This window comes from Klebsiella sp. P1954 (assembly GCF_018199955.1).
In the GTDB taxonomy this organism is placed as follows: Bacteria; Pseudomonadota; Gammaproteobacteria; order Enterobacterales; family Enterobacteriaceae; genus Klebsiella; species Klebsiella pneumoniae.
The window spans coordinates 3589643-3609398 of record NZ_CP073373.1 but is presented as its reverse complement, the minus strand read 5'-3'; the positions used below and the strand labels follow the sequence as shown (position 1 = coordinate 3609398).

At 55.2% G+C, this 19756-nt stretch carries 22 protein-coding genes and 1 other RNA gene; 15 read left to right on the top strand and 8 right to left on the bottom strand.

The window, feature by feature from the left end; translation table 11 throughout:
• The gene (gene uxaC / locus KB890_RS17330; protein ID WP_002917899.1) at positions 1-1413 is read right to left on the bottom strand and encodes a glucuronate isomerase; all 1413 of its coding nucleotides are present in this window, start codon (positions 1411-1413) and stop codon (positions 1-3) included.
• 480 nt (positions 1414-1893) lie between these two features.
• Between uxaC and KB890_RS17325 the strand changes: the two genes are divergently transcribed.
• The 11 genes from KB890_RS17325 to KB890_RS17275 all read left to right on the top strand — a co-directional run bounded on the left by KB890_RS17325 (position 1894) and on the right by KB890_RS17275 (position 9351).
• Positions 1894-3195, top strand: a complete 1302-nt coding sequence (locus tag KB890_RS17325) for an MFS transporter (RefSeq protein ID WP_020324496.1) — start codon at positions 1894-1896, stop codon at positions 3193-3195.
• A 127-nt stretch (positions 3196-3322) separates the two neighbouring features.
• Positions 3323-4099: a transcriptional regulator ExuR gene (gene exuR / locus KB890_RS17320; protein ID WP_002917907.1), complete on the top strand. Its 777-nt coding sequence runs from the start codon at positions 3323-3325 to the stop codon at positions 4097-4099.
• A 340-nt stretch (positions 4100-4439) separates the two neighbouring features.
• Positions 4440-5102, top strand: coding sequence for a DedA family general envelope maintenance protein YqjA (gene yqjA, locus KB890_RS17315; RefSeq protein ID WP_002917909.1), 663 nt, complete (start codon positions 4440-4442; stop codon positions 5100-5102).
• Positions 5103-5110: 8 nt separating this feature from the next.
• On the top strand, positions 5111-5488 hold the full coding sequence (mzrA, locus tag KB890_RS17310; RefSeq protein ID WP_004218213.1) for an EnvZ/OmpR regulon moderator MzrA: 378 nt from the start codon (positions 5111-5113) through the stop codon (positions 5486-5488).
• 149 nt (positions 5489-5637) lie between these two features.
• Entirely contained in the window at positions 5638-6006 is a 369-nt protein-coding gene (locus tag KB890_RS17305; protein ID WP_002917914.1) for a DUF1090 domain-containing protein, read from the top strand.
• 45 nt (positions 6007-6051) lie between these two features.
• The gene (locus KB890_RS17300; protein WP_002917916.1) at positions 6052-6357 is read left to right on the top strand and encodes an ElaB/YgaM/YqjD family protein; all 306 of its coding nucleotides are present in this window, start codon (positions 6052-6054) and stop codon (positions 6355-6357) included.
• A gap of 2 nt (positions 6358-6359) precedes the next feature.
• Positions 6360-6758, top strand: a complete 399-nt coding sequence (locus KB890_RS17295) for a phage holin family protein (protein WP_002917917.1) — start codon at positions 6360-6362, stop codon at positions 6756-6758.
• A complete protein-coding gene (locus tag KB890_RS17290; protein ID WP_004181402.1) occupies positions 6755-7051 on the top strand; it encodes a YqjK-like family protein in 297 nt (98 codons plus the stop codon). The genes KB890_RS17295 and KB890_RS17290 overlap by 4 nt, the downstream gene beginning before the upstream one ends.
• 345 nt (positions 7052-7396) lie before the next feature.
• On the top strand, positions 7397-7789 hold the full coding sequence (locus KB890_RS17285; protein WP_002917920.1) for a DoxX family protein: 393 nt from the start codon (positions 7397-7399) through the stop codon (positions 7787-7789).
• An 80-nt stretch (positions 7790-7869) separates the two neighbouring features.
• Entirely contained in the window at positions 7870-8856 is a 987-nt protein-coding gene (locus KB890_RS17280) for a glutathione S-transferase family protein (protein ID WP_004181403.1), read from the top strand.
• A gap of 126 nt (positions 8857-8982) precedes the next feature.
• Positions 8983-9351, top strand: coding sequence for a DUF805 domain-containing protein (locus KB890_RS17275; protein ID WP_002917923.1), 369 nt, complete (start codon positions 8983-8985; stop codon positions 9349-9351).
• Positions 9352-9392: 41 nt separating this feature from the next.
• On the opposite strand, the gene KB890_RS17270 is transcribed toward KB890_RS17275, so the two are convergent.
• Complete coding sequence (locus KB890_RS17270; RefSeq protein WP_094932902.1) at positions 9393-10289, bottom strand: LysR family transcriptional regulator; 897 nt, start codon at positions 10287-10289, stop codon at positions 9393-9395.
• A gap of 104 nt (positions 10290-10393) precedes the next feature.
• On the opposite strand from KB890_RS17270, the gene KB890_RS17265 reads away from it, so the two are divergent.
• Together KB890_RS17265 and KB890_RS17260 are read left to right on the top strand one after the other, a co-directional pair.
• Positions 10394-11095: a pirin family protein gene (locus KB890_RS17265; RefSeq protein WP_002917925.1), complete on the top strand. Its 702-nt coding sequence runs from the start codon at positions 10394-10396 to the stop codon at positions 11093-11095.
• Positions 11096-11119: 24 nt separating this feature from the next.
• Positions 11120-11287, top strand: a complete 168-nt coding sequence (locus tag KB890_RS17260) for a hypothetical protein (protein WP_002917926.1) — start codon at positions 11120-11122, stop codon at positions 11285-11287.
• A 73-nt stretch (positions 11288-11360) separates the two neighbouring features.
• On the opposite strand, the gene KB890_RS17255 is transcribed toward KB890_RS17260, so the two are convergent.
• Positions 11361-11771, bottom strand: a complete 411-nt coding sequence (locus KB890_RS17255) for a Spy/CpxP family protein refolding chaperone (RefSeq protein ID WP_004181404.1) — start codon at positions 11769-11771, stop codon at positions 11361-11363.
• A gap of 305 nt (positions 11772-12076) precedes the next feature.
• On the opposite strand from KB890_RS17255, the gene KB890_RS17250 reads away from it, so the two are divergent.
• Complete coding sequence (locus KB890_RS17250) at positions 12077-12541, top strand: OB-fold putative lipoprotein (RefSeq protein WP_004150939.1); 465 nt, start codon at positions 12077-12079, stop codon at positions 12539-12541.
• 461 nt (positions 12542-13002) lie between these two features.
• Here KB890_RS17250 and rnpB read toward each other — a convergent pair.
• The 5 genes from rnpB to KB890_RS17225 form a co-directional block, all read right to left on the bottom strand.
• Positions 13003-13385, bottom strand: an RNA gene (rnpB, locus tag KB890_RS17245) — RNase P RNA component class A.
• A 32-nt stretch (positions 13386-13417) separates the two neighbouring features.
• Positions 13418-14563 (bottom strand): glycerate 2-kinase, encoded by a 1146-nt coding sequence (gene garK / locus KB890_RS17240; RefSeq protein ID WP_004181406.1) that lies wholly within the window; start codon positions 14561-14563, stop codon positions 13418-13420.
• Positions 14564-14627: 64 nt separating this feature from the next.
• Entirely contained in the window at positions 14628-15518 is an 891-nt protein-coding gene (garR, locus tag KB890_RS17235; protein WP_002917952.1) for a 2-hydroxy-3-oxopropionate reductase, read from the bottom strand.
• A 26-nt stretch (positions 15519-15544) separates the two neighbouring features.
• A complete protein-coding gene (gene garL / locus KB890_RS17230; protein ID WP_004181407.1) occupies positions 15545-16315 on the bottom strand; it encodes a 2-dehydro-3-deoxyglucarate aldolase in 771 nt (256 codons plus the stop codon).
• Positions 16316-16341: 26 nt separating this feature from the next.
• Entirely contained in the window at positions 16342-17673 is a 1332-nt protein-coding gene (locus tag KB890_RS17225) for an MFS transporter (protein ID WP_004181408.1), read from the bottom strand.
• A 392-nt stretch (positions 17674-18065) separates the two neighbouring features.
• On the opposite strand from KB890_RS17225, the gene garD reads away from it, so the two are divergent.
• Positions 18066-19637 carry a galactarate dehydratase gene (gene garD / locus KB890_RS17220; RefSeq protein ID WP_002917960.1) on the top strand — a complete coding sequence of 524 codons (1572 nt, stop codon included), beginning with the start codon at positions 18066-18068 and terminating at the stop codon, positions 19635-19637.
• Positions 19638-19756 lie beyond the last annotated feature (119 nt).

Below are 19756 nucleotides of genomic sequence, written 5' to 3'. Positions count from 1 at the left end.
TTAGTTCAGTTCAATGGCGAAATAGTCACGCGCATTGTTAAAGCAAATGTTTTTCACCATCTCGCCCAGCAGCGCGATATCCGCAGGCGCTTCGCCGGCAGCCACCCAACGGCCGATCATCTGGCAGAGAATGCGGCGGAAGTATTCGTGGCGCGTGTAGGAGAGGAAGCTGCGACTGTCGGTCAACATCCCGACGAAGCGGCTCAGCAGCCCGAGCTGCGCCAGCTGGGTCATCTGCCGCTCCATACCGTCTTTCTGATCGTTGAACCACCAGCCGGAGCCGAACTGCATCTTGCCTGGCATGCCTTCACCCTGGAAGTTACCGATCATGGTGCCCAGCACTTCGTTATCACGCGGGTTCAGGCAGTAGAGAATAGTTTTCGGCAGCAGGTTTTCTTCGTTCTGCTTGCTCAGCAGCTTAGACAGCTCTTCCGCCATCGGACGATCGTTGATCGAGTCGAAGCCGACGTCTGGCCCTAACAGTTTGAACTGACGGAGGTTGTTGTTACGCAGCGCGCCAATGTGGTACTGCTGGACCCAGCCGCGACGGGCATACTCTGCGCCGAGGAACACCAGCACCGCGGTTTTAAACTGCGCCACTTCGTGTTCGCTAAGGGTCTCGCCAGCCAGGCGGCGCGCCAGAATGTCATCCAGCTCGGCGTCGGTCGCTTCGGCAAACAGCACCACGTCGAGCGCATGATCGGAGACTTTGCAGCCGTGTGCGGCAAAATGATCCAGACGTTTGGTCAGGGCGCTTTGCAGGTCAGCGAAGCGGCGAATATCGGTATCGGATACCTCGCCCAGCTTAGCCATATAATCATTGAAGGTCGCCAACTCGATGTTGAACGCTTTATCCGGGCGCCAGCTCGGCAGCACTTTGATGTCAAAGGAGTTGTCTTTGGCGACAGCCGCGTGGTGCTCAAGAGAATCAATCGGATCGTCGGTGGTACCGACCATCTTCACATTCATCTGCTTCATGATTCCGCGGGCGGAGAAGGCATCCTGAGCCAGCAAATCATTACACTGGTCCCAGATCTCATCGGCGGTGGATGGCGACAACAGCTTACCTGTAATACCAAAAGGTCGACGCAGCTCTAAATGGGTCCAGTGGTATAACGGGTTGCCAATAGTGTGCGGAACCGTGGCCGCCCAGGCGTCAAATTTCTCGCGATCGGACGCATCACCGGTACACAGACGCTCCGGCACGCCGTTAGTGCGCATTGCGCGCCATTTATAGTGATCGCCTTTCAGCCAGATGTCATACAGGTTTTTAAAGCGATAGTTTTCGGCAACCTGCTGCGGCGGAAGGTGGCAGTGGTAGTCGAAAATCGGCTGATCTTTGGCGTAATCATGGTACAGACGGCGGGCAAACTCGGTATCAAGTAGAAAATCTTCAGTCATAAACGATGTCATTCGCGTGTCCTCTTCGCTCCAGTGTGGGAGCCTTTCAGATGATTGACTACAATGCTGACAAAGTTATCACACCAATTTCTACAGACCGAACTGTTTTTCGTGAGTTAGATCAATAAACGTCGATAAAAAAATGACCGCCCTGGAGCAAAACACCTCGCCAGAGCGCGCCATCTCTGGCTTTCCAGGCAAGGGATAAAGACCACACTAACTTTCCCACTTTTGTGACAGCTCTCAACTTTTAAAGTTGTATGACAAGTTATCTTTCTGCCGTCGCAACATATAAACCGACGGAATGCATTACCGGTGCTTATGGCATCGGCTTATACGGAATGGATACCGACTTTCAACATAACAACTGATGGTAAGGTTCAGGCCAGAGGGGACTACCCTCCTGAATCCTCCGTTTCGCTTTCCCGGCCGCTTATTGCGCTCGGTAAAGGCCGCACCTGATGCGGAAAGATAACAGACGATGAGGTTTACATGCGTAAAATTAAAGGGTTACGTTGGTACATGATCGCGCTGGTGACGCTGGGCACCGTGCTGGGCTACCTGACCCGTAACACCGTAGCGGCGGCCGCGCCGACGCTGATGGAAGAGTTACACATTTCGACCCAACAGTACTCCTATATCATTGCAGCCTATTCCGCTGCCTATACCGTTATGCAGCCCGTCGCGGGGTATGTCCTTGATATTCTGGGGACCAAAATTGGCTATGCCTTCTTCGCCATCGCCTGGGCGGTATTCTGCGGCTCAACGGCTCTGGCCGGCAGCTGGGGTGGACTGGCGCTGGCCCGTGGCGCAGTCGGCGCAGCGGAAGCCGCAATGATCCCCGCCGGCCTGAAGGCCAGCTCAGAGTGGTTCCCGGCAAAAGAGCGCTCTATCGCGGTGGGCTACTTCAACGTGGGTTCCTCTATTGGCGCCATGATCGCGCCGCCGTTGGTGGTGTGGGCGATTGTCATGCACAGCTGGCAGATGGCGTTCATCATCTCCGGGGTATTGAGCTTCGCCTGGGCCATCGCCTGGCTTATCTTCTACAAACACCCGCGCGACCAGAAAAAATTATCTGACGAAGAACGTGACTACATCATTGGCGGTCAGGAGTCTCAGCATCAGACCAATAACGCGAAGAAAATGTCGCCGTGGCAAATCCTGCGCAACCGTCAGTTCTGGGGTATCGCCCTGCCGCGCTTCCTCGCCGAGCCGGCCTGGGGGACCTTTAACGCCTGGATCCCGCTGTTCATGTTCAAAGTTTACGGTTTTAACCTGAAAGAGATCGCCATGTTCGCCTGGATGCCGATGCTGTTCGCCGACCTCGGCTGCATCGTCGGCGGATATCTGCCGCCGCTGTTCCAGCGCTGGTTTGGCGTCAACCTGATCGTGTCGCGTAAAATGGTGGTCACCATGGGCGCCCTGCTGATGATTGGCCCGGGGATGATCGGCCTGTTCACCAGCCCATACGTGGCGATTGCCCTGCTGTGCATCGGCGGGTTCGCTCACCAGGCGCTGTCCGGGGCGCTGATTACCCTCTCTTCCGACGTCTTTGGCCGTAACGAAGTCGCTACCGCCAACGGTCTGACCGGGATGGCCGCCTGGCTGGCGAACACCATGTTCGCCCTGGTTGTCGGCGCGCTGGCGGACACCATCGGCTTTAGCCCGCTGTTTGCGGTACTGGCCGTCTTTGACCTGCTGGGTGCGCTGGTTATCTGGACGGTGCTGAAAAACAAACCGGCTGACGATGACTCGACGCCGCTTAGCAGTCGCAAACCGGTCACGCAGAGTTAGATCGAATGGCAAGGTAATCGCCGATCAAGCCGCCTTCTCAGGCGGCTTTTTCATGTCTGCCAGTGGTGGAAAGCGCGTAAAAGTGGTATAACAAATCGAATATTGTCGCCATCTTCCGGGAGCGAATATGGAAATCATTGAACCACGCCGTCTATATCAGCAGCTTGCCGCTGAGCTGAAGACGCGCATCGAACAAGGTGTCTACCTTGTAGGGGATAAGCTGCCCGCCGAGCGCTTCATCGCCGATGAAAAAAACGTCAGCCGCACCGTGGTTCGTGAAGCCATTATCATGCTGGAAGTGGAAGGGTATGTCGAAGTCCGCAAAGGGTCGGGTATCCACGTTATCTCCAACCATCCGAAATACCAGCAGGTGGCCGATGAAAGCCTTGAGTTCGCCAACTATGGCCCCTTTGAACTGCTGCAGGCGCGGCAGCTAATTGAAAGCAATATTGCCGAATTCGCGGCGACTCAGGTGACCAAACAGGACATCATGAAGCTGATGGAGATTCAGGAGAAAGCGCGTAACGAGAAATGTTTCCGCGACTCCGAGTGGGACCTGCAGTTTCACGTCCAGGTGGCGCTGGCGACGCAGAACAGCGCGCTGGCGGCGATCGTGGAAAAGATGTGGACCCAGCGCGTGCATAACCCCTACTGGAAAAAGCTGCATGAGCATATCGACCTGCGTACGGTCGATAACTGGTGCGACGACCACGATCAGATCCTGAAAGCTCTGCTGCGAAAAGATCCCAACGCCGCCAAGCTGGCGATGTGGCAGCATCTGGAAAATACCAAGCAAATGTTGTTTAACGAAACCAGCGATGACTTTGAATTTAATGCCGATCGCTACTTATTTGCCGAAAACCCAGTCGTTCATCTCGATACCGCAGTCAACGGCGCGAAATAAGGCCTTATCCCTCCGGCGCGCCCCCCTGCGCGCCTGTCTGACAGTGAGGCTGGAGTAAGCAAGTCATATATAGTGTCAGCCTGTGTAAATCCTCTCGCCTCCCATCTCCGCAATCAGCAAAATCAACGAGCAACACGTTGCAATTTCTCTGACGGAAAGTCAGGTGATTTGTTACAATTAGATGCATTTTGTCGTTCTGGGGGTAGGTATTTACTTACTTCAGTCTTATACAGGGAAGCGTTCAGAGCGCCTAAGCAGCGACCATAATCTCATAAAAATCTTGTCGCCCTATATGCCGCGCGCTCAGACGTGCCGTTAACCGATGTACCAGGAATCGTGAATGGAACTATTTACCCAGTTATTGAATGCCTTGTGGGCTCAGGATTACGAAACGCTCGCGAATCCCTCCATGATAGGCATGCTGTATTTTGTCTTGTTTATGATTTTGTTCCTTGAGAACGGGTTATTGCCTGCCGCGTTTTTACCGGGGGATAGTCTGCTCGTGCTCGTGGGCGTGCTGATCGCCAAAGGGGCGATGGGTTTTCCGGAAACCTTGCTGCTGCTCACCGCCGCCGCCAGCCTCGGCTGCTGGCTAAGCTATATTCAGGGGCGTTGGCTGGGTAATACGCGGATCGTGCAAAACTGGCTGTCACACCTGCCTTCGCACTATCACCAGCGTGCGCATCACTTGTTTCATAAGCATGGGCTCTCCGCGCTGCTGATCGGCCGCTTTATCGCCTTCGTACGCACGCTGCTGCCCACCATCGCCGGGCTTTCCGGCCTTAATAACGCCCGTTTTCAGTTTTTCAACTGGATGAGCGGCCTGCTGTGGGTGCTCATCCTGACCTCGCTTGGCTATCTGCTGGGTAAAACCCCGGTATTCCTCAAGTATGAAGATCAGCTGATGTCCTGCCTGATGCTCCTGCCGGTTGCCCTGTTGGTCTTCGGACTGATCGGCTCGCTGGTGGTGCTGTGGAAGAAAAAATACAGAAGCCGGGGCTAATGATGGTCATGAAACGCCCTTCCCTGCGCCAGTTCAGCTGGCTGCTGGGTGGTTCTCTTCTGCTCGGCGCCCTGTTCTGGCTTTGGCTGGCGGTGCAGCAGCAGGAGGCCACGCTGGCGATACGCCCGGTTGGCCAGGGTATCGGAATGCCGGACGGTTTCTCCGTCTGGCATCATCTCGATGCCAACGGCATCCGCTTTAAAAGCATCACGCCGCAGAAGGATGGTCTGCTGATTAAGTTCGATTCCACCGCCCAGGGCGCGGCGGCGAAAGAAGTTCTCGGCCGCGCTCTGCCACATGGTTATATTATTGCCCTGCTGGAGGACGATAACTCGCCCACCGCCTGGCTATCCCGCCTGCGCGACGCGCCGCATCGCCTCGGGTAAGCTGCCGCCAGACTGCGTTTTTAACCCAGTCTGGTGGTTTCCCGCATTTGTTACTATGCTTAAACCTGCGGGAATCAACGCATTCACGTTCACCAACGGGAACGGGTATATCCTCCGGGTATCCCCTCAGACAATGGAAGGTACTATCCATGAAACACCGCATCGCTCTGCTTCTGGTCCTGACTTCACTTAGCGCCAGCGCCCTAGCCGCCTCTCCCTGCCAGGAAAAAGAGCAGGATATTCAACGAGAGATCAGCTACGCCGAAAAGCATCATAATCAAAGTCGCATTGATGGGCTAAATACCGCGCTACGTCAGGTTCGGGAAAACTGTAGCGACAGTAAACTCAAAGCCGATCATAAGCAAAAAATTGCCAAACAGCGGGAAGAGATCGCTGAACGTCAGCGCGATCTGCAGGAAGCCCGGAAGAAAGGCGATGCGGACAAAATTAACAAACGCCAGCATAAACTCAATGAAGCGCAACAGGAGTTAAAAACGCTGGAGTCTCGGGATTACTAATCACCATTAACTTTCGCAACACGGACCACGCTACAGGAGAACGACATGGCTAAAGAGAATGTGACTGACGACCTTCGTGCAGAACTGAAAACGCTGGCGGATACCCTGGAGGAAGTACTAAATTCCTCGGCGGACAAGTCGAAAGAAGAGATGGGTAAACTGCGCAGTAAAGCCGAGAGCGCGCTGAAAGAGAGCCGCGCTCGTTTGGGTGAAACCAGCGAAGCGATTCTTCGTCAAACTCGTGAGACCGCCGCGCGAGCGGATGATTATGTTCGCGAAAATCCGTGGACTGGGGTAGGAATTGGCGCCGCCGTCGGGCTGGTGCTGGGTGTCCTGCTGTCGCGTCGCTGATTATGGCGAATACTCAACACACGCAGGGACCGGGTCAGCGCGTTTTCTCCATTGGTCAGCGCATCGTCACGCTGCTGGTCGAAATGGTGGAAACGCGGCTGCGTCTGGTCGTCGTGGAGCTGGAGGAGGAGAAAGCCAACCTCTTCCAGCTGCTGATCATGACCGGACTGACGCTGCTGTTTGCCGCGTTTGGCCTCATGAGTCTGCTGGTGCTGGTTATCTGGGCCGTTGACGCTCAGTACCGCCTGCACGTGATGATCGCCACCACCGTTGTACTGCTCCTTGCCGCCGCGATCGTGGGTATCCTAACCCTACGTAAGGCGCGCCGATCCACGCTGCTGCGTCTAACGCGTAAAGAGCTGGAGAACGACCGTGCCCTTCTGGAGGAGGATAAATCGTGAATGGCCGACAGGAGCGTGAACGGCACAAGGCGCAGCTGCTGCGCCAGATCCAGCAGCAACGGCTGGAGCTCAGCGCCTGCCGCCGTCACTGGCACGAGGCGACTGCGCCCCTCGACCGCGGCTGGCATACGCTGCTGAGTTTACGTTCGTGGCTGATGGTTGGCAGCGGTCTGATGGCCGTATGGTCCGTACGACATCCGCATTTTTTAATGCGCTGGACCAAACGCGGACTCGGACTGTGGAGCACCTGGCGCCTGGTGCGCGGGATCCTGCGCCAGTCGGCAGTTCGCTAGCGGCCCTGAGCGTGGGCGCTTTCCCTGGCGCCCACGCTCTGCCATTTCCCTGTCCGTTACCGCACCCTGTTCGCAGCAACATGCGCCTTTTCCGTAGCGCGCCCTTCTCTACGACGCCCTTTACCTCACGCCATACCAGGACCGGTGGTGGCCCATCGCGTTCGGTACACTTTCGCCTCCGCGTACTGATTGCTCAGAAACTTTGAAATAGATCTACAGTTTTCCTTGCTAACAATTCCCTCTCCGCCTCGCTACTATCCTCTCCATCGACAGCAACACCGCGTAACTACGCGGGATTGCACTAAAAAACAAAACCGCCGCCCTTTGGGTTTTCTGGAGTAACAAATGAAAAAATTAGAAGATGTTGGTGTATTGGTAGCGCGTATTCTGATGCCGATTCTGTTTATCACTGCAGGATGGGGCAAAATCACCGGTTATGCGGGAACCCAGCAGTATATGGAAGCCATGGGCGTCCCGGGCGCGCTGCTGCCGCTGACCATCCTCCTTGAGTTCGGCGGCGGTCTGGCGATTCTGTTCGGTTTCCTGACCCGGACCACCGCGCTGTTCACTGCGGGCTTTACGCTGCTGACCGCGTTCCTGTTCCATAGCAACTTTGCGGAAGGCGTGAACTCCCTGATGTTCATGAAAAACCTGACCATTGCGGGCGGTTACCTGCTGCTGGCCATTACCGGACCGGGCGCCTTCAGTATTGACCGTGTACTGAATAAGAAATGGTAAGCGCACTATACTGAATGAATGAAAAAAGCGAGGAGACCACTCCTCGCTTTTGCTATCTGTAGTCTGAAAGAGGAGCAAAGATGGGACAATTAGTCGACGGCGTCTGGCAGGATACCTGGTATGACACAAAATCCACCGGTGGGCGTTTTAAACGTTCCGTTTCCGCCTTCCGTAACTGGCTGACCGCCGACGGCGCGGCTGGCCCCAGCGGTGAAGGCGGTTTTGCAGCGGAAAAGGATCGCTATCATTTGTATGTTTCTCTCGCCTGCCCGTGGGCGCATCGCACGTTAATTATGCGTAAATTAAAAGGTCTGGAGCCTTTTCTCCCCGTATCCGTGGTCAATCCGCTGATGCTGGAAAACGGCTGGACCTTTGACGATAGCTTCCCGGAAGCCACCGGCGATACCCTCTACCAGCATGACTTTCTTTATCAGCTGTATCTGCACGCCGACCCGCACTACACCGGACGCGTGACCGTGCCGGTGCTGTGGGATAAAAAACAGCAGACCATCGTCAGCAATGAGTCGGCAGAAATCATCCGCATGTTTAATACCGCCTTCGATGGCCTTGGCGCCCGGGCCGGGGATTACTACCCGCCAGCGCTGCGGGAACAAATCGATGAGCTGAACGGCTGGATCTATGACAACGTCAACAACGGCGTGTATAAAGCCGGCTTTGCCACCAGCCAGCAAGCTTACGACGAAGCGGTGGATGCGGTCTTTACCTCGCTGGAGCGGCTGGAGCAGATCCTCGGCCAGCATCGCTATCTGACAGGCAATCAGCTAACGGAAGCCGACATTCGCCTGTGGACAACGCTGGTACGCTTCGACCCGGTATATGTGACCCATTTTAAATGCGATAAACGGCGCATCAGTGATTACCTCAATCTGTACGGTTTCCTGCGCGACATCTACCAGATGCAGGGTATCGCCGAGACGGTGAGTTTTCCGCATATCCGTCACCACTATTACCGCAGCCATAAAACCATTAACCCTACCGGTATTATTTCCATTGGGCCGCAGCAGGATCTCAACGAACCGCACGGTCGCGATCAGCGCTTCCGTTGATCTGTCGGGCGCCAGTGATGGCGCCCAATAATTCAGAAAACAGATATTTACCCACCATTCATTCACGTCTATTCTTATTGCGATCGCTTAAAAAACAAGTGATTGACGGTTAATTGAGGCGTAGAAATGGACTGGTATCTCAAGGTATTAAAAAACTATATAGGATTTGGCGGCCGTGCGCGGCGCAAAGAGTACTGGATGTTTATTCTGGTCAACCTCATCCTGACCGGCGTATTGAGCATCATCGATAAAATGCTGGGCTGGCAGCGGGCTGGCGGCGAAGGCATTCTGACGACCATCTATGGCGTACTGGTCTTTTTACCGTGGTGGGCGGTGCAGTTTCGACGCCTGCATGACACCGACCGCTCAGCCTGGTGGCTGCTGCTGCTGTTGATCCCGGTCATCGGCTGGCTGGTGATCCTGATCTTTAACTGCCAGCGCGGCACCGAAGGCAATAATCGCTTCGGGCCCGATCCGAAACCCTTTTCCTACTAATCTTCCTGCTCCTCCCGCTAGCGGGAGGAGGGTCTTCATCACTATCTGCCGGCAAACAGCTTGGGGATCTCACGCAGACACCAGGACTTCGCTTCGCCCATACTGTCCCGTCGCCAGGCCATGATAATGTCAATTTCATTGGTGTATTCCGGGCTGACGACCCGCAGGCGACCTTCGGCAATATCCTTCTCCACCAGCGGATAGGGCATAGTCGCCACGCCCAGTCCGGCCAGTAGCGCCTGACGTTTATCTTCTATCGTACTCACCGTTAAACGCGGCTGTTTATCCAGCAGTTGAACGGTGAGAACGGGCCGCTCGCGCGCGGTATCCGCCACCGCGACGCCGCGGTATTTCACGCGGGTAACCTCAGAGAGCGGCTCCGGCTCCTGATGGATCGGGTGATCCGGCGCCGCGACGTACACGCTGAGCACCGAATAGAGTTTGCGCGAGTTAATCTCCGAAGAGGAACAAAAATGCATATCCGGTGCGACAACGATGTCCGCCCGCCCCTGCTCCAGCCGCTCCCAGGCGCCGGCCAGCACCTCAGTGATAATCGACAGCTGGGTGTTTGATTTAGTCGCCAGTTTCTCAATCAGCGGAAACAGATCCGGAGTGGGCACCAGCGCTTCGGTAACGATCGTCAGGTGGGTTTCCCAACCGCGCGACAGGGCTTCAGCATCGGTGGTGAGTTTATCCGCCGCTTCAAGCAGCACGCGCCCGCGCTCCAGCAGCATTCTTCCAACGTTAGTGAACTTCGTGCGATGACCTGAGCGGTCAAACAGCACCACGTCCAGTTCCTCCTCCAGTTTTTGCATGGTGTAGCTCAGGGCGGAAGGCACGCGTCCCAGCTCATCAGCTGCGGCAGCGAAGCTTCCGCGCCGGTCGATCGCATCCATCACGCGTAACGCTTCCAGCGTTAATGCTCTCTCTTTGGCCATCGCTTTCTCATTCAGGAAATTTGAACATACCGGGCAGAATATCTGGCTAACAATACAGCGTCCATACCTTTACCATTGATTTAGTGTAAAGAGAGGTCAAGAACATGATTACTACCCGAACAGCCAAACAATGCGGACAAGCAGACTTCGGCTGGCTGCAGGCCCGCTACACCTTCTCCTTTGGCCACTACTTCGACCCGAAATTACTGGGCTTCGCATCCTTGCGCGTCCTCAACCAGGAAGTGCTGGCGCCCGGCGCTTCCTTCCAGGCCAGAACGTACCCAAAAGTCGATATCCTGAACCTGATTCTGGAAGGCGAAGCGGAGTATCGCGACAGCGACGGCAACCACGTGCAGGCCAAAGCCGGTGAAGCGCTGCTGATCGCCACCCAGCCTGGCGTGAGCTATAGCGAGCATAATCTGAGTAAAGAGCAGTCGTTAACGCGAATGCAACTTTGGCTTGATGCCTGCCCGCAGCGGGAAAACCCGCTGCAGCAGAAAATCAATGTCGCAGACGCGACGCTGCAGCTGCTGGCCTCTCCGGAGGGCGGGGATAACAGCCTCCAGCTTCGCCAACAGGCCTGGGTCTACCATATCGCGCTGGAGAAAGGTGAGCAGATCAACGTGCAATTACATGGTCCACGCGCCTACCTGCAGTCGATTCACGGCTCCGTCCATGCCGTCGCACAGGAACAGCAAAAGCAGGCTCTCACCTGCGGTGACGGCGCATTTATTCGTGACGAAGCTAACATTACCCTCGTCGCCGATACGCCGCTGCGCGCTTTGCTGATAGATTTACCGGTGTAACAACGGAAGTGATGGAGTCTGTCAGTGAGTAAGAAGAAAAACAGAAAAAAGGCGTCACCAACGCCGTTAGCCCCGGTGCAACCGCAAGTCGCCGGGGCCGCCAGCTTTGGTTATGATGAGATGCTTAGCGAACTGGAAGCCATTGTTGCCGAAGCGGAGATCCGCCTGCGGGATGAAGAAAGTCTCGCCTGAAACGGCAAAATGGCTGGGTTGATTTTCATTAATGGCCTGAAGAAGATATCGGCCCCGCGAGGGGCCGATGGCATTATTCACTCAGCGCGTCGGCAAGATCTTTTTTCACCTGCGTGCGCTGCTCCGGCGTCAGTACCTTATTCACCTCAAAATAGTACTTCACGCGGTAATAACGCACCTGCTGATCAATCTTGCTGAAGGCCGCCAGCTGATCGTTGACCGCTTTTTCATCCCATTTACCGGAATCAATCACGTTTATCAGAGCCCCGTCTTTAATTTCCTGTTGGGAAATCTGCTGGACATTACTCTCCAACTGCTGATGCAGGCTTTTAATTTTCGCGACCTGATCTTTGGTAAGTTTTAAGTGCTGAACAATAGGATCCTGCGCCGGTGCTGGCGCCGCCTTAACGTCTGCGGCCTGAGCCGTGATAGAGAAACCGGTGGTCAACAGCGTGGCAAAGGCAATACGGGTTATCAATTTCATTTTTTTTCCTGAAGTAAAGGTGGCAGAAATAGCGGATTATTATTTTACAGGGCGCAGTGAATAAATGTAAAAAATGATAGCCAAACATTATATATCCACAGCACTAATATACTTCACTAAAACATATAAAATATGAATGCTGTGTTAATTTATATATTTGACGCCCTAACATCACCAGTTTTTATTTTAATTTCAACAGCAGGCAAAATATTTGACAGCGGTGACTTTTCCTTTAATTTAATTAGCGCATATTACGTTATCCAGCGCATCAAGGATATCATTTAAAAATAGATAAGGAGATTGAGATGTTATTACGTTTTCGCGTATTACCGCTGGTTTTTGTCATCTCGCTGTTAAGCGGCTGCGGCCTGGCTTCTAAAGCCTTTTATTCCGCGGGAGACAAATTATTTCAACCCGGAGATGACGCCGTCGCTTCGATGCAGACGTATTCAGTGGCTCAGTTCCTGCAGCCGTTTACTCTCAACCCGGCGAAGGCCAGCAGCGATTATCTGGGTAAATGGGTCAAGGTACGCGGGGTGATTGTCGACATTCGTCGGAAGAGCGGTATCGCCGGCAGCTACTATTTTATCGTGACCATGCGAGATGAACAGAATAAAACGGATAAACGTCTTACCTTTAATTTTGGCTCGCATAACAGCGCAGACGTAGAGGCTTTAAGCAACGGCAGCGTCGCCACGATCGTCGGCCAGGTTCATCAGGTGCAAGATTCCACGATCCCGACGCTACAGAATCCTAAGGTGGTTAAATAACGGTAGCTGACCGATAAGCCGCCTTCTTTTGGTATAGCGTCGTGGACAGTCATTCATCCTTTCTCCGCTATTCGAATAGCAAAAACCCCGCCGGAGCGGGGTTTTGACATAAAAAGGTGAAACTGACCGATAAGCCGCATTCTTTTGGTATAGCGTCGTGGACAGTCATTCATCCTTTCTCCGCTATTCGAATAGCAAAAACCCCGCCGTAGCGGGGTTTTGACATAAAAAGGTGAAACTGACCGATAAGCCGCGTTCTTTTGGTATAGCGTCGTGGACAGTCATTCATCCTTTCTCCGCTATTCGAATAGCAAAAACCCCGCCGTAGCGGGGTTTTGACATAAAAAGGTGAAACTGACCGATAAGCCGCGTTCTTTTGGTATAGCGTCGTGGACAGTCATTCATCCTTTCTCCGCTATTCGAATAGCAAAAACCCCGCCGGAGCGGGGTTTTTGCGTAAAAGGTGAAACTGACCGATAAGCCGGGTTCTGTCGTGGACAGTCATTCATCTAGGCCAGCAATCGCTCACTGGCTCAAGCAGCCTACCCGGGTTCAGTACGGGCCGTACCTTATGAACCCCTATTTGGCCTTGCTCCGGGTGGAGTTTACCGTGCCGCGGACTGTTACCAGCCGCGCGGTGCGCTCTTACCGCACCCTTTCACCCTTACCTGATCCCGCTTGCGCGGGCCATCGGCGGTTTGCTCTCTGTTGCACTGGTCGTGGGCTGTGACACCCCCCAGGCGTTACCTGGCACCTTGCCCTATGGAGCCCGGACTTTCCTCCCCTCCGCCCGTCTCCCCCCGAAGGAGGACGACGACGAAGCGGCGACTGTCTGGTCAGCTTCGGCGCGCAGTATAGAGGGTTTACCGCCCGTTGTCATCCCTCAGTGGTCATCCCAACCTGCAGGGTGGCAGCAATATTACGCGACGCGCGGTAAATATTATCAAACGCCCCGCGAAATGCCTCTTCCAGCGTCGAAACGGAAGTTAACACGCTGAATACGGCATCGATACCGTGCTGGTGAACCACGCCGACATCGTGAGTCAGGCTGCCAGCAATACCGATCACCGGCTTACGGTATTTCTTCGCCACCCGGGCCACCCCCACCGGCACCTTACCGTGAACAGACTGGCTATCGAGCCGCCCTTCCCCGGTGACCACCAGTGAGCAGTCATGGATTTGTTCTTCCAGCTTCAGCGCCTCGGTAACGATCTCAATCCCGCTGCGCAGCTCCGCATTGAGAAAGGCCATCAGCGCCGCGCCCATGCCGCCGGCCGCTCCCGCGCCGGGGATCGACTTCACGTCCACCTGCAGCGACGCCTTAATGACATCGGCATAATGCGCCAGATTACGATCCAGCTCGACGATCATCGCCTCGGTCGCCCCTTTCTGTGGGCCAAAGATCCGCGACGCCCCACGCTCGCCCACCAGCGGATTGGTAACATCGCAGGCCACGTGGATCATCCTGTCACGTAAGCGCGGATCGATGGCGGAAAGATCGATCCGGCTCAGACGGCTCAAATTGCCCCCGCCATGGCCGATCTCTTGTCCCTCGGCGTCACAGAGGCGGGCGCCTAGCGCCTGCATCATACCCGCCCCACCGTCGTTGGTCGCACTACCGCCGATGCCGATAATGATCCGTTCCGCACCATGCTCCAGCGCCTGTAATATTAGCTCCCCGGTACCCCGTGAAGTGGTGATGAGCGGGTTACGTTTGTCGGGCGGAACGAGCCCCAGACCGCTGGCTGCCGCCATCTCAATAAACGCGGTGACGCCGTCGCCGGACATGCCCCAGCAGGCCTTCACTCTCTCACCCAGCGGACCCGTTACCCATGCGAAATGTTCCTTTCCCTGGGTGGCGGCAATCATGGCTTCCACCGTCCCCTCGCCGCCGTCGGCGACGGGCAGGGAAACATACTGTGCATCAGGGAAAATTTCCCGAAATCCTTTTTCTATCGCCTGAGCTACCTCGCTGGCAGAAAGGCTTTCTTTGTAAGAGTCTGGGGCAATGACGATTTTCATAATTTTGTAGCCTGACAGTGCCGCGCAAGGCAAGCATAACAGGGCGCGCAGGGCGCCCTTCTTGTTAGCGAGTGACTTCCACTTTCGCCAGTTTTTCGTAATAGCACGCCAGCGCGCTATGGTCTGCAGTGCCGAGACCGTCCGCGCGCAGCGCCTGCATCATCTCCATCACCGCCGCCGTCAGCGGCAGTTGGGCGCCCACGCCGTGTGAGGTATCCAACGCATTGGCCAGATCTTTAATATGCAGGTCGATACGGAAACCCGGTTTGAAGTTACGGTCCATCACCATCGGGGCTTTCGCATCCAGCACGGTACTGCCCGCCAGACCGCCGCGAATAGCCTGATAAACCAGATCCGGATTGACGCCGGCTTTAGTCGCCAGGGTCAGCGCTTCAGACATCGCCGCGATGTTCAGCGCGACAATCACCTGGTTAGCCAGTTTGGTGACGTTGCCCGCGCCAATATCGCCGGTATGCACTACGGAGCCGGCCATCGCTTTCATCAGATCGTAGTATTTATCGAAGATCGCTTTATCGCCGCCGACCATGACCGACAGCGTGCCGTCGATGGCTTTCGGTTCGCCGCCGCTCACCGGCGCATCCAGCATATCAATACCTTTGGCTTTCAGCGCTTCGCTGATTTCCCGACTCGCCAGCGGCGCAATGGAGCTCATATCGATCACCACGGTGCCCGGTTTCGCCCCTTCAATAATGCCGTTTTCACCCAGCGCCACCTCTTTAACATGCGGAGAGTTCGGCAGCATGGTGATGATCACCTCGCACTGTTCGGCAATCGCTTTCGGCGTCGTCGCGGTCTCAGCGCCAGCGGCGATCACGTCGGCAATCGCTTCCGGGTTACGGTCAGACACCACCAGCGAGTAACCCGCTTTCAGCAAATTTTTGCTCATCGGTTTGCCCATAATGCCAAGACCGATAAAACCTACTTTGATTGTCATAATGTTCTCTCTCTTCATCCTGGTGATTATTTTTTAAACGCGTCGGCAAGTTTCTGGGTTGCAGAACGGAAGACGCCCAGATCGCTGCCAACGGCGACGAAGGTCGCGCCCCATTCCAGATAGCGGCGCGCATCGGCTTCCACTGGCGCCAGAATGCCGCTTGGCTTACCGTGCTTCTTCGCGCTGGCGAAGATATGCTGGATAGCGCGCTGCACCTCAGGATGGGCGGCATTGCCCAAATGGCCTAAGGCGGCGGCCAGGTCGCTCGGGCCGACAAACACACCGTCCACGCCCTCGGCCGCGGCAATCGCCTCGACGTTGTCCACTCCGGTCTGGCTCTCAATCTGCACCAGAATGGAAATGTTCTTGTTGGACTGGGCGAAGTAGTCCGGCACGGTGCCAAACATATTGCCGCGGTGGGAAACGGAGACCCCGCGGATCCCTTCCGGCGGATAACGGGTCGAAGCCACCGCCTGCGCCGCCTGTTCAGCCGTCTCGACAAACGGCACCAGGAAGTTATAGAAGCCGATGTCCAGCATGCGCTTGATGATGATGGGTTCATTGGTCGGCACACGGACTACCTGCGCGCTGGAGCTACCTTTCAGGGCCATCAGCTGCGGAATGAGCGTGGTGACGTCGTTTGGCGCGTGTTCCGCGTCCAGCACCAGCCAGTCGAACCCCGCCAGACCCAGCACCTCGGTGCTAATCGGGTTAGCCAAAGCGCACCAGCAGCCAATCTGCACCTGATGCGCCGCCAGCGCGGCCTTAAATTTGTTCGGAAAAATTGCGTTATCCATGATTTTTACCTTGCGTTAATCGTTGCTTACTTCTGCAATTCCATACGTTTGATATCGCCAACCACAAACAGGTAGCAGACCATCATCATCAGCGCGGAGCCGCCAACAAAAATCAGTGCGCCATTAAATGAGTGCAGTTCGCTCACGATGTAGCCAATAACCAGCGGCGTGGCGATCGAGGCCACATTGCCAAAGACGTTGAATACCCCGCCGCACAGGCCAACAATCTCCTTCGGCGCGACATCCGAGATAACCGGCCAGCCCAGCGCGCCAAAGCCTTTGCCAAAGAACGCCAGCGCCATCAGCGTAATGACCAGCGGCGTGCTGGCCGTGTAGTTACACAGGATGATGGACGACGCCAGCAGCATTCCCAGCACAATGGGCAGCTTACGCGCAAAAGTCAGCGTGCAGCCGCGGCCAATCAGATAATCCGAAAACAGCCCGCCCAGTACGCCGCCAGCAAAGCCAAACAGCGCCGGAATCGAAGCCACAAACCCCACTTTCAGAATCGACATTCCCTTGTCCTGCACGAGGTAGATCGGAAACCACGTCAGGAAGAACCATGTAATGGTATTCAGGAAATACTGACCGAAAAATACGCCTAACATCATTCGGTTAGTCAGCAACTGGCGGATATAGTCCATCTTCGGCCCGGCCGCCGGGGCGGCCTCTTTTTTATGGTCCATATCGACCACTGCGCCGCCTTCTGAGATATATTTCAGCTCCGCGGCCGACATTCGCGGATGATCGGTGGGGTTATGCACAAACTTCACCCAGATGATGGTGAGCACAAACCCTATTATCCCCATCACGGTAAAGACATGTTCCCAGCCCAGCGCGAAGGTCAGCCAGCCGAGCAGCGGCGAGAACAGAGCCAGCGAGAAGTACTGAGCGGCATTAAAGATAGCTGAAGCCGTACCCCGCTCTTTGGCCGGAAACCAGGCCGCCACAATGCGGGCGTTGGCGGGAAACGAGGGCGCTTCGGAAAAGCCCAGCATAAAACGCATAAAGAACATGGAGACCCCGGCCCAGGCGAGCGGGAACACATCAATAAAGCCTTGCAGGAAGGTAAACAGTGACCAGAAAAACAGACTGTATGAATAAACCTTTTTCGAGCCAAATTTATCCAGCAGCCAGCCGCCAGGGATCTGCATCAGCAGATAAGCCCAGCCGAAGGCGGAAAAAATGTATCCCATCGACACCGCGCTGAGCCCCAGCTCTTTCGCGACTTCAGTACCGGCGATAGACAAGGTCGCGCGGTCGCCATAGTTCACTGCCGTCACCACAAATATCATCAACAGAATTAAATAGCGGGTCGGTATTCCTTTTTTTTCATCTAATGTAGAATCCAAAATCATTTAGACATTCCTCGGGCACAGAACACCTTTTATAATTGTTTTAAGTGGTTTCTGATTTATTTAAAAGACGATATTGAAACTGTCTATTCGCATATCGATCACCTCAAAAACATGACTCAGTATAATCAGCACGCCCCCGCCAGACACTATGCATACCCACAATATAAAGTTATTATTTAAAGCCATAATTGTGCTTATGCCATAAGTCATGGGCGCTAATCCACACTTCTTACGATTGCCTGCCCTGCAGAGGTTAGCGTCATAAAAAGGAGTGATGACGATCACATTTTAAAATCAACTCAGCTGACATCCTTTATTCCATCATACTGATACGTAGCAAATGAATTAGCGTTTTATTTTATTATTAGCACCTGTTTGGAGATGACTGGACAATGGCTGACATTGCAATTCGACAACAATCGCCGACCGCGTTTTATATTAAAGTTGACCCGACAGATAATGTGGCGATTATTGTCAACGATCGCGGCTTAACCGCCGGAACGCGTTTCCCGGACGGCCTGACGCTCGTCGAGCATATCCCGCAGGGTCACAAAGTTGCCCTGGTGGATATCCCCGCCCATGGTGAAATCATCCGCTACGGCGAAGTCATTGGCTATGCCGTACGCGATATCCCGCAGGGAAGCTGGATTGACGAGTCGCTGGTGGAGCTGCCCACCGCCCCGCCGCTGAATACCCTGCCGCTGGCCACTAAAGTGCCTGAACCGCTACCGCCGCTGGAAGGTTACACCTTCGAAGGCTACCGCAATGCTGACGGCAGCGTGGGTACCAAGAATCTGCTGGGTATTACCACCAGCGTGCACTGCGTCGCTGGCGTGGTCGATTACGTGGTGAAAATCATTGAACGCGACCTGCTGCCAAACTATCCCAACGTCGATGGCGTGGTGGGCCTGAATCATCTCTACGGCTGCGGCGTGGCGATTAATGCGCCGGCGGCGGTAGTGCCGATTCGCACCATTCATAATATCGCCCTCAACCCAAACTTCGGCGGCGAGGTGATGGTCATTGGCCTCGGCTGTGAGAAGCTGCAGCCGGAACGCCTGCTGCAGGGCACGGAAGACGTCAAAAGTATCCCGGTGGACAGCGCCAGCATCGTCAGCCTGCAGGATGAAAAGCATGTTGGTTTTAAATCGATGGTCGATGACATTCTGCAGGTCGCCGAGCGCCACCTGGCGAAACTGAACCAGCGCCAGCGGGAAACCTGCCCGGCCTCTGAGCTGGTGGTCGGGATGCAGTGCGGCGGCAGCGACGCCTTTTCAGGCGTGACCGCCAACCCGGCGGTAGGTTACGCGTCCGACCTGCTGGTGCGCTGCGGCGCGACGGTGATGTTCTCGGAAGTGACCGAAGTACGCGACGCCATTCATCTGTTGACCCCGCGGGCGATTAACGAAGAGGTCGGTAAACGTCTGCTGGAAGAGATGGCCTGGTACGATAACTATCTTGATATGGGCAAAACCGACCGCAGCGCTAACCCCTCCCCCGGCAACAAGAAAGGCGGTCTGGCCAACGTGGTGGAAAAAGCGCTGGGGTCGATTGCCAAATCAGGGAAAAGCGCCATCGTTGAGGTGCTCTCTCCGGGGCAGCGTCCGACCAAACGCGGCCTCATTTACGCCGCAACCCCCGCCAGCGATTTTGTCTGCGGCACCCAGCAGGTAGCCTCTGGCATCACGGTGCAGGTATTCACCACCGGTCGCGGTACGCCGTACGGGCTGATGGCAGTACCGGTGATAAAAATGGCGACCCGTACCGAGCTGGCCAACCGCTGGTATGACTTAATGGACATTAACGCCGGGACCATCGCCACTGGCGAAGAGACGATTGAGGATGTCGGGCGGAAGCTGTTCGAATTTATTCTCGACGTCGCCAGCGGACGCAAAAAAACCTTCTCCGATCAATGGGGCCTGCACAACCAGCTGGCGGTATTTAACCCGGCGCCGGTAACCTGATCGAGAGCGTAAGGATTTAACCACTTTTAGCCCGGATCTATCCGGGCTTGTTGGTTAGGGATGCTGGGCGGCAAGAAAAGCGGTTCTGCCCTTTTCTTCCGACATTTTTTCCGACATTT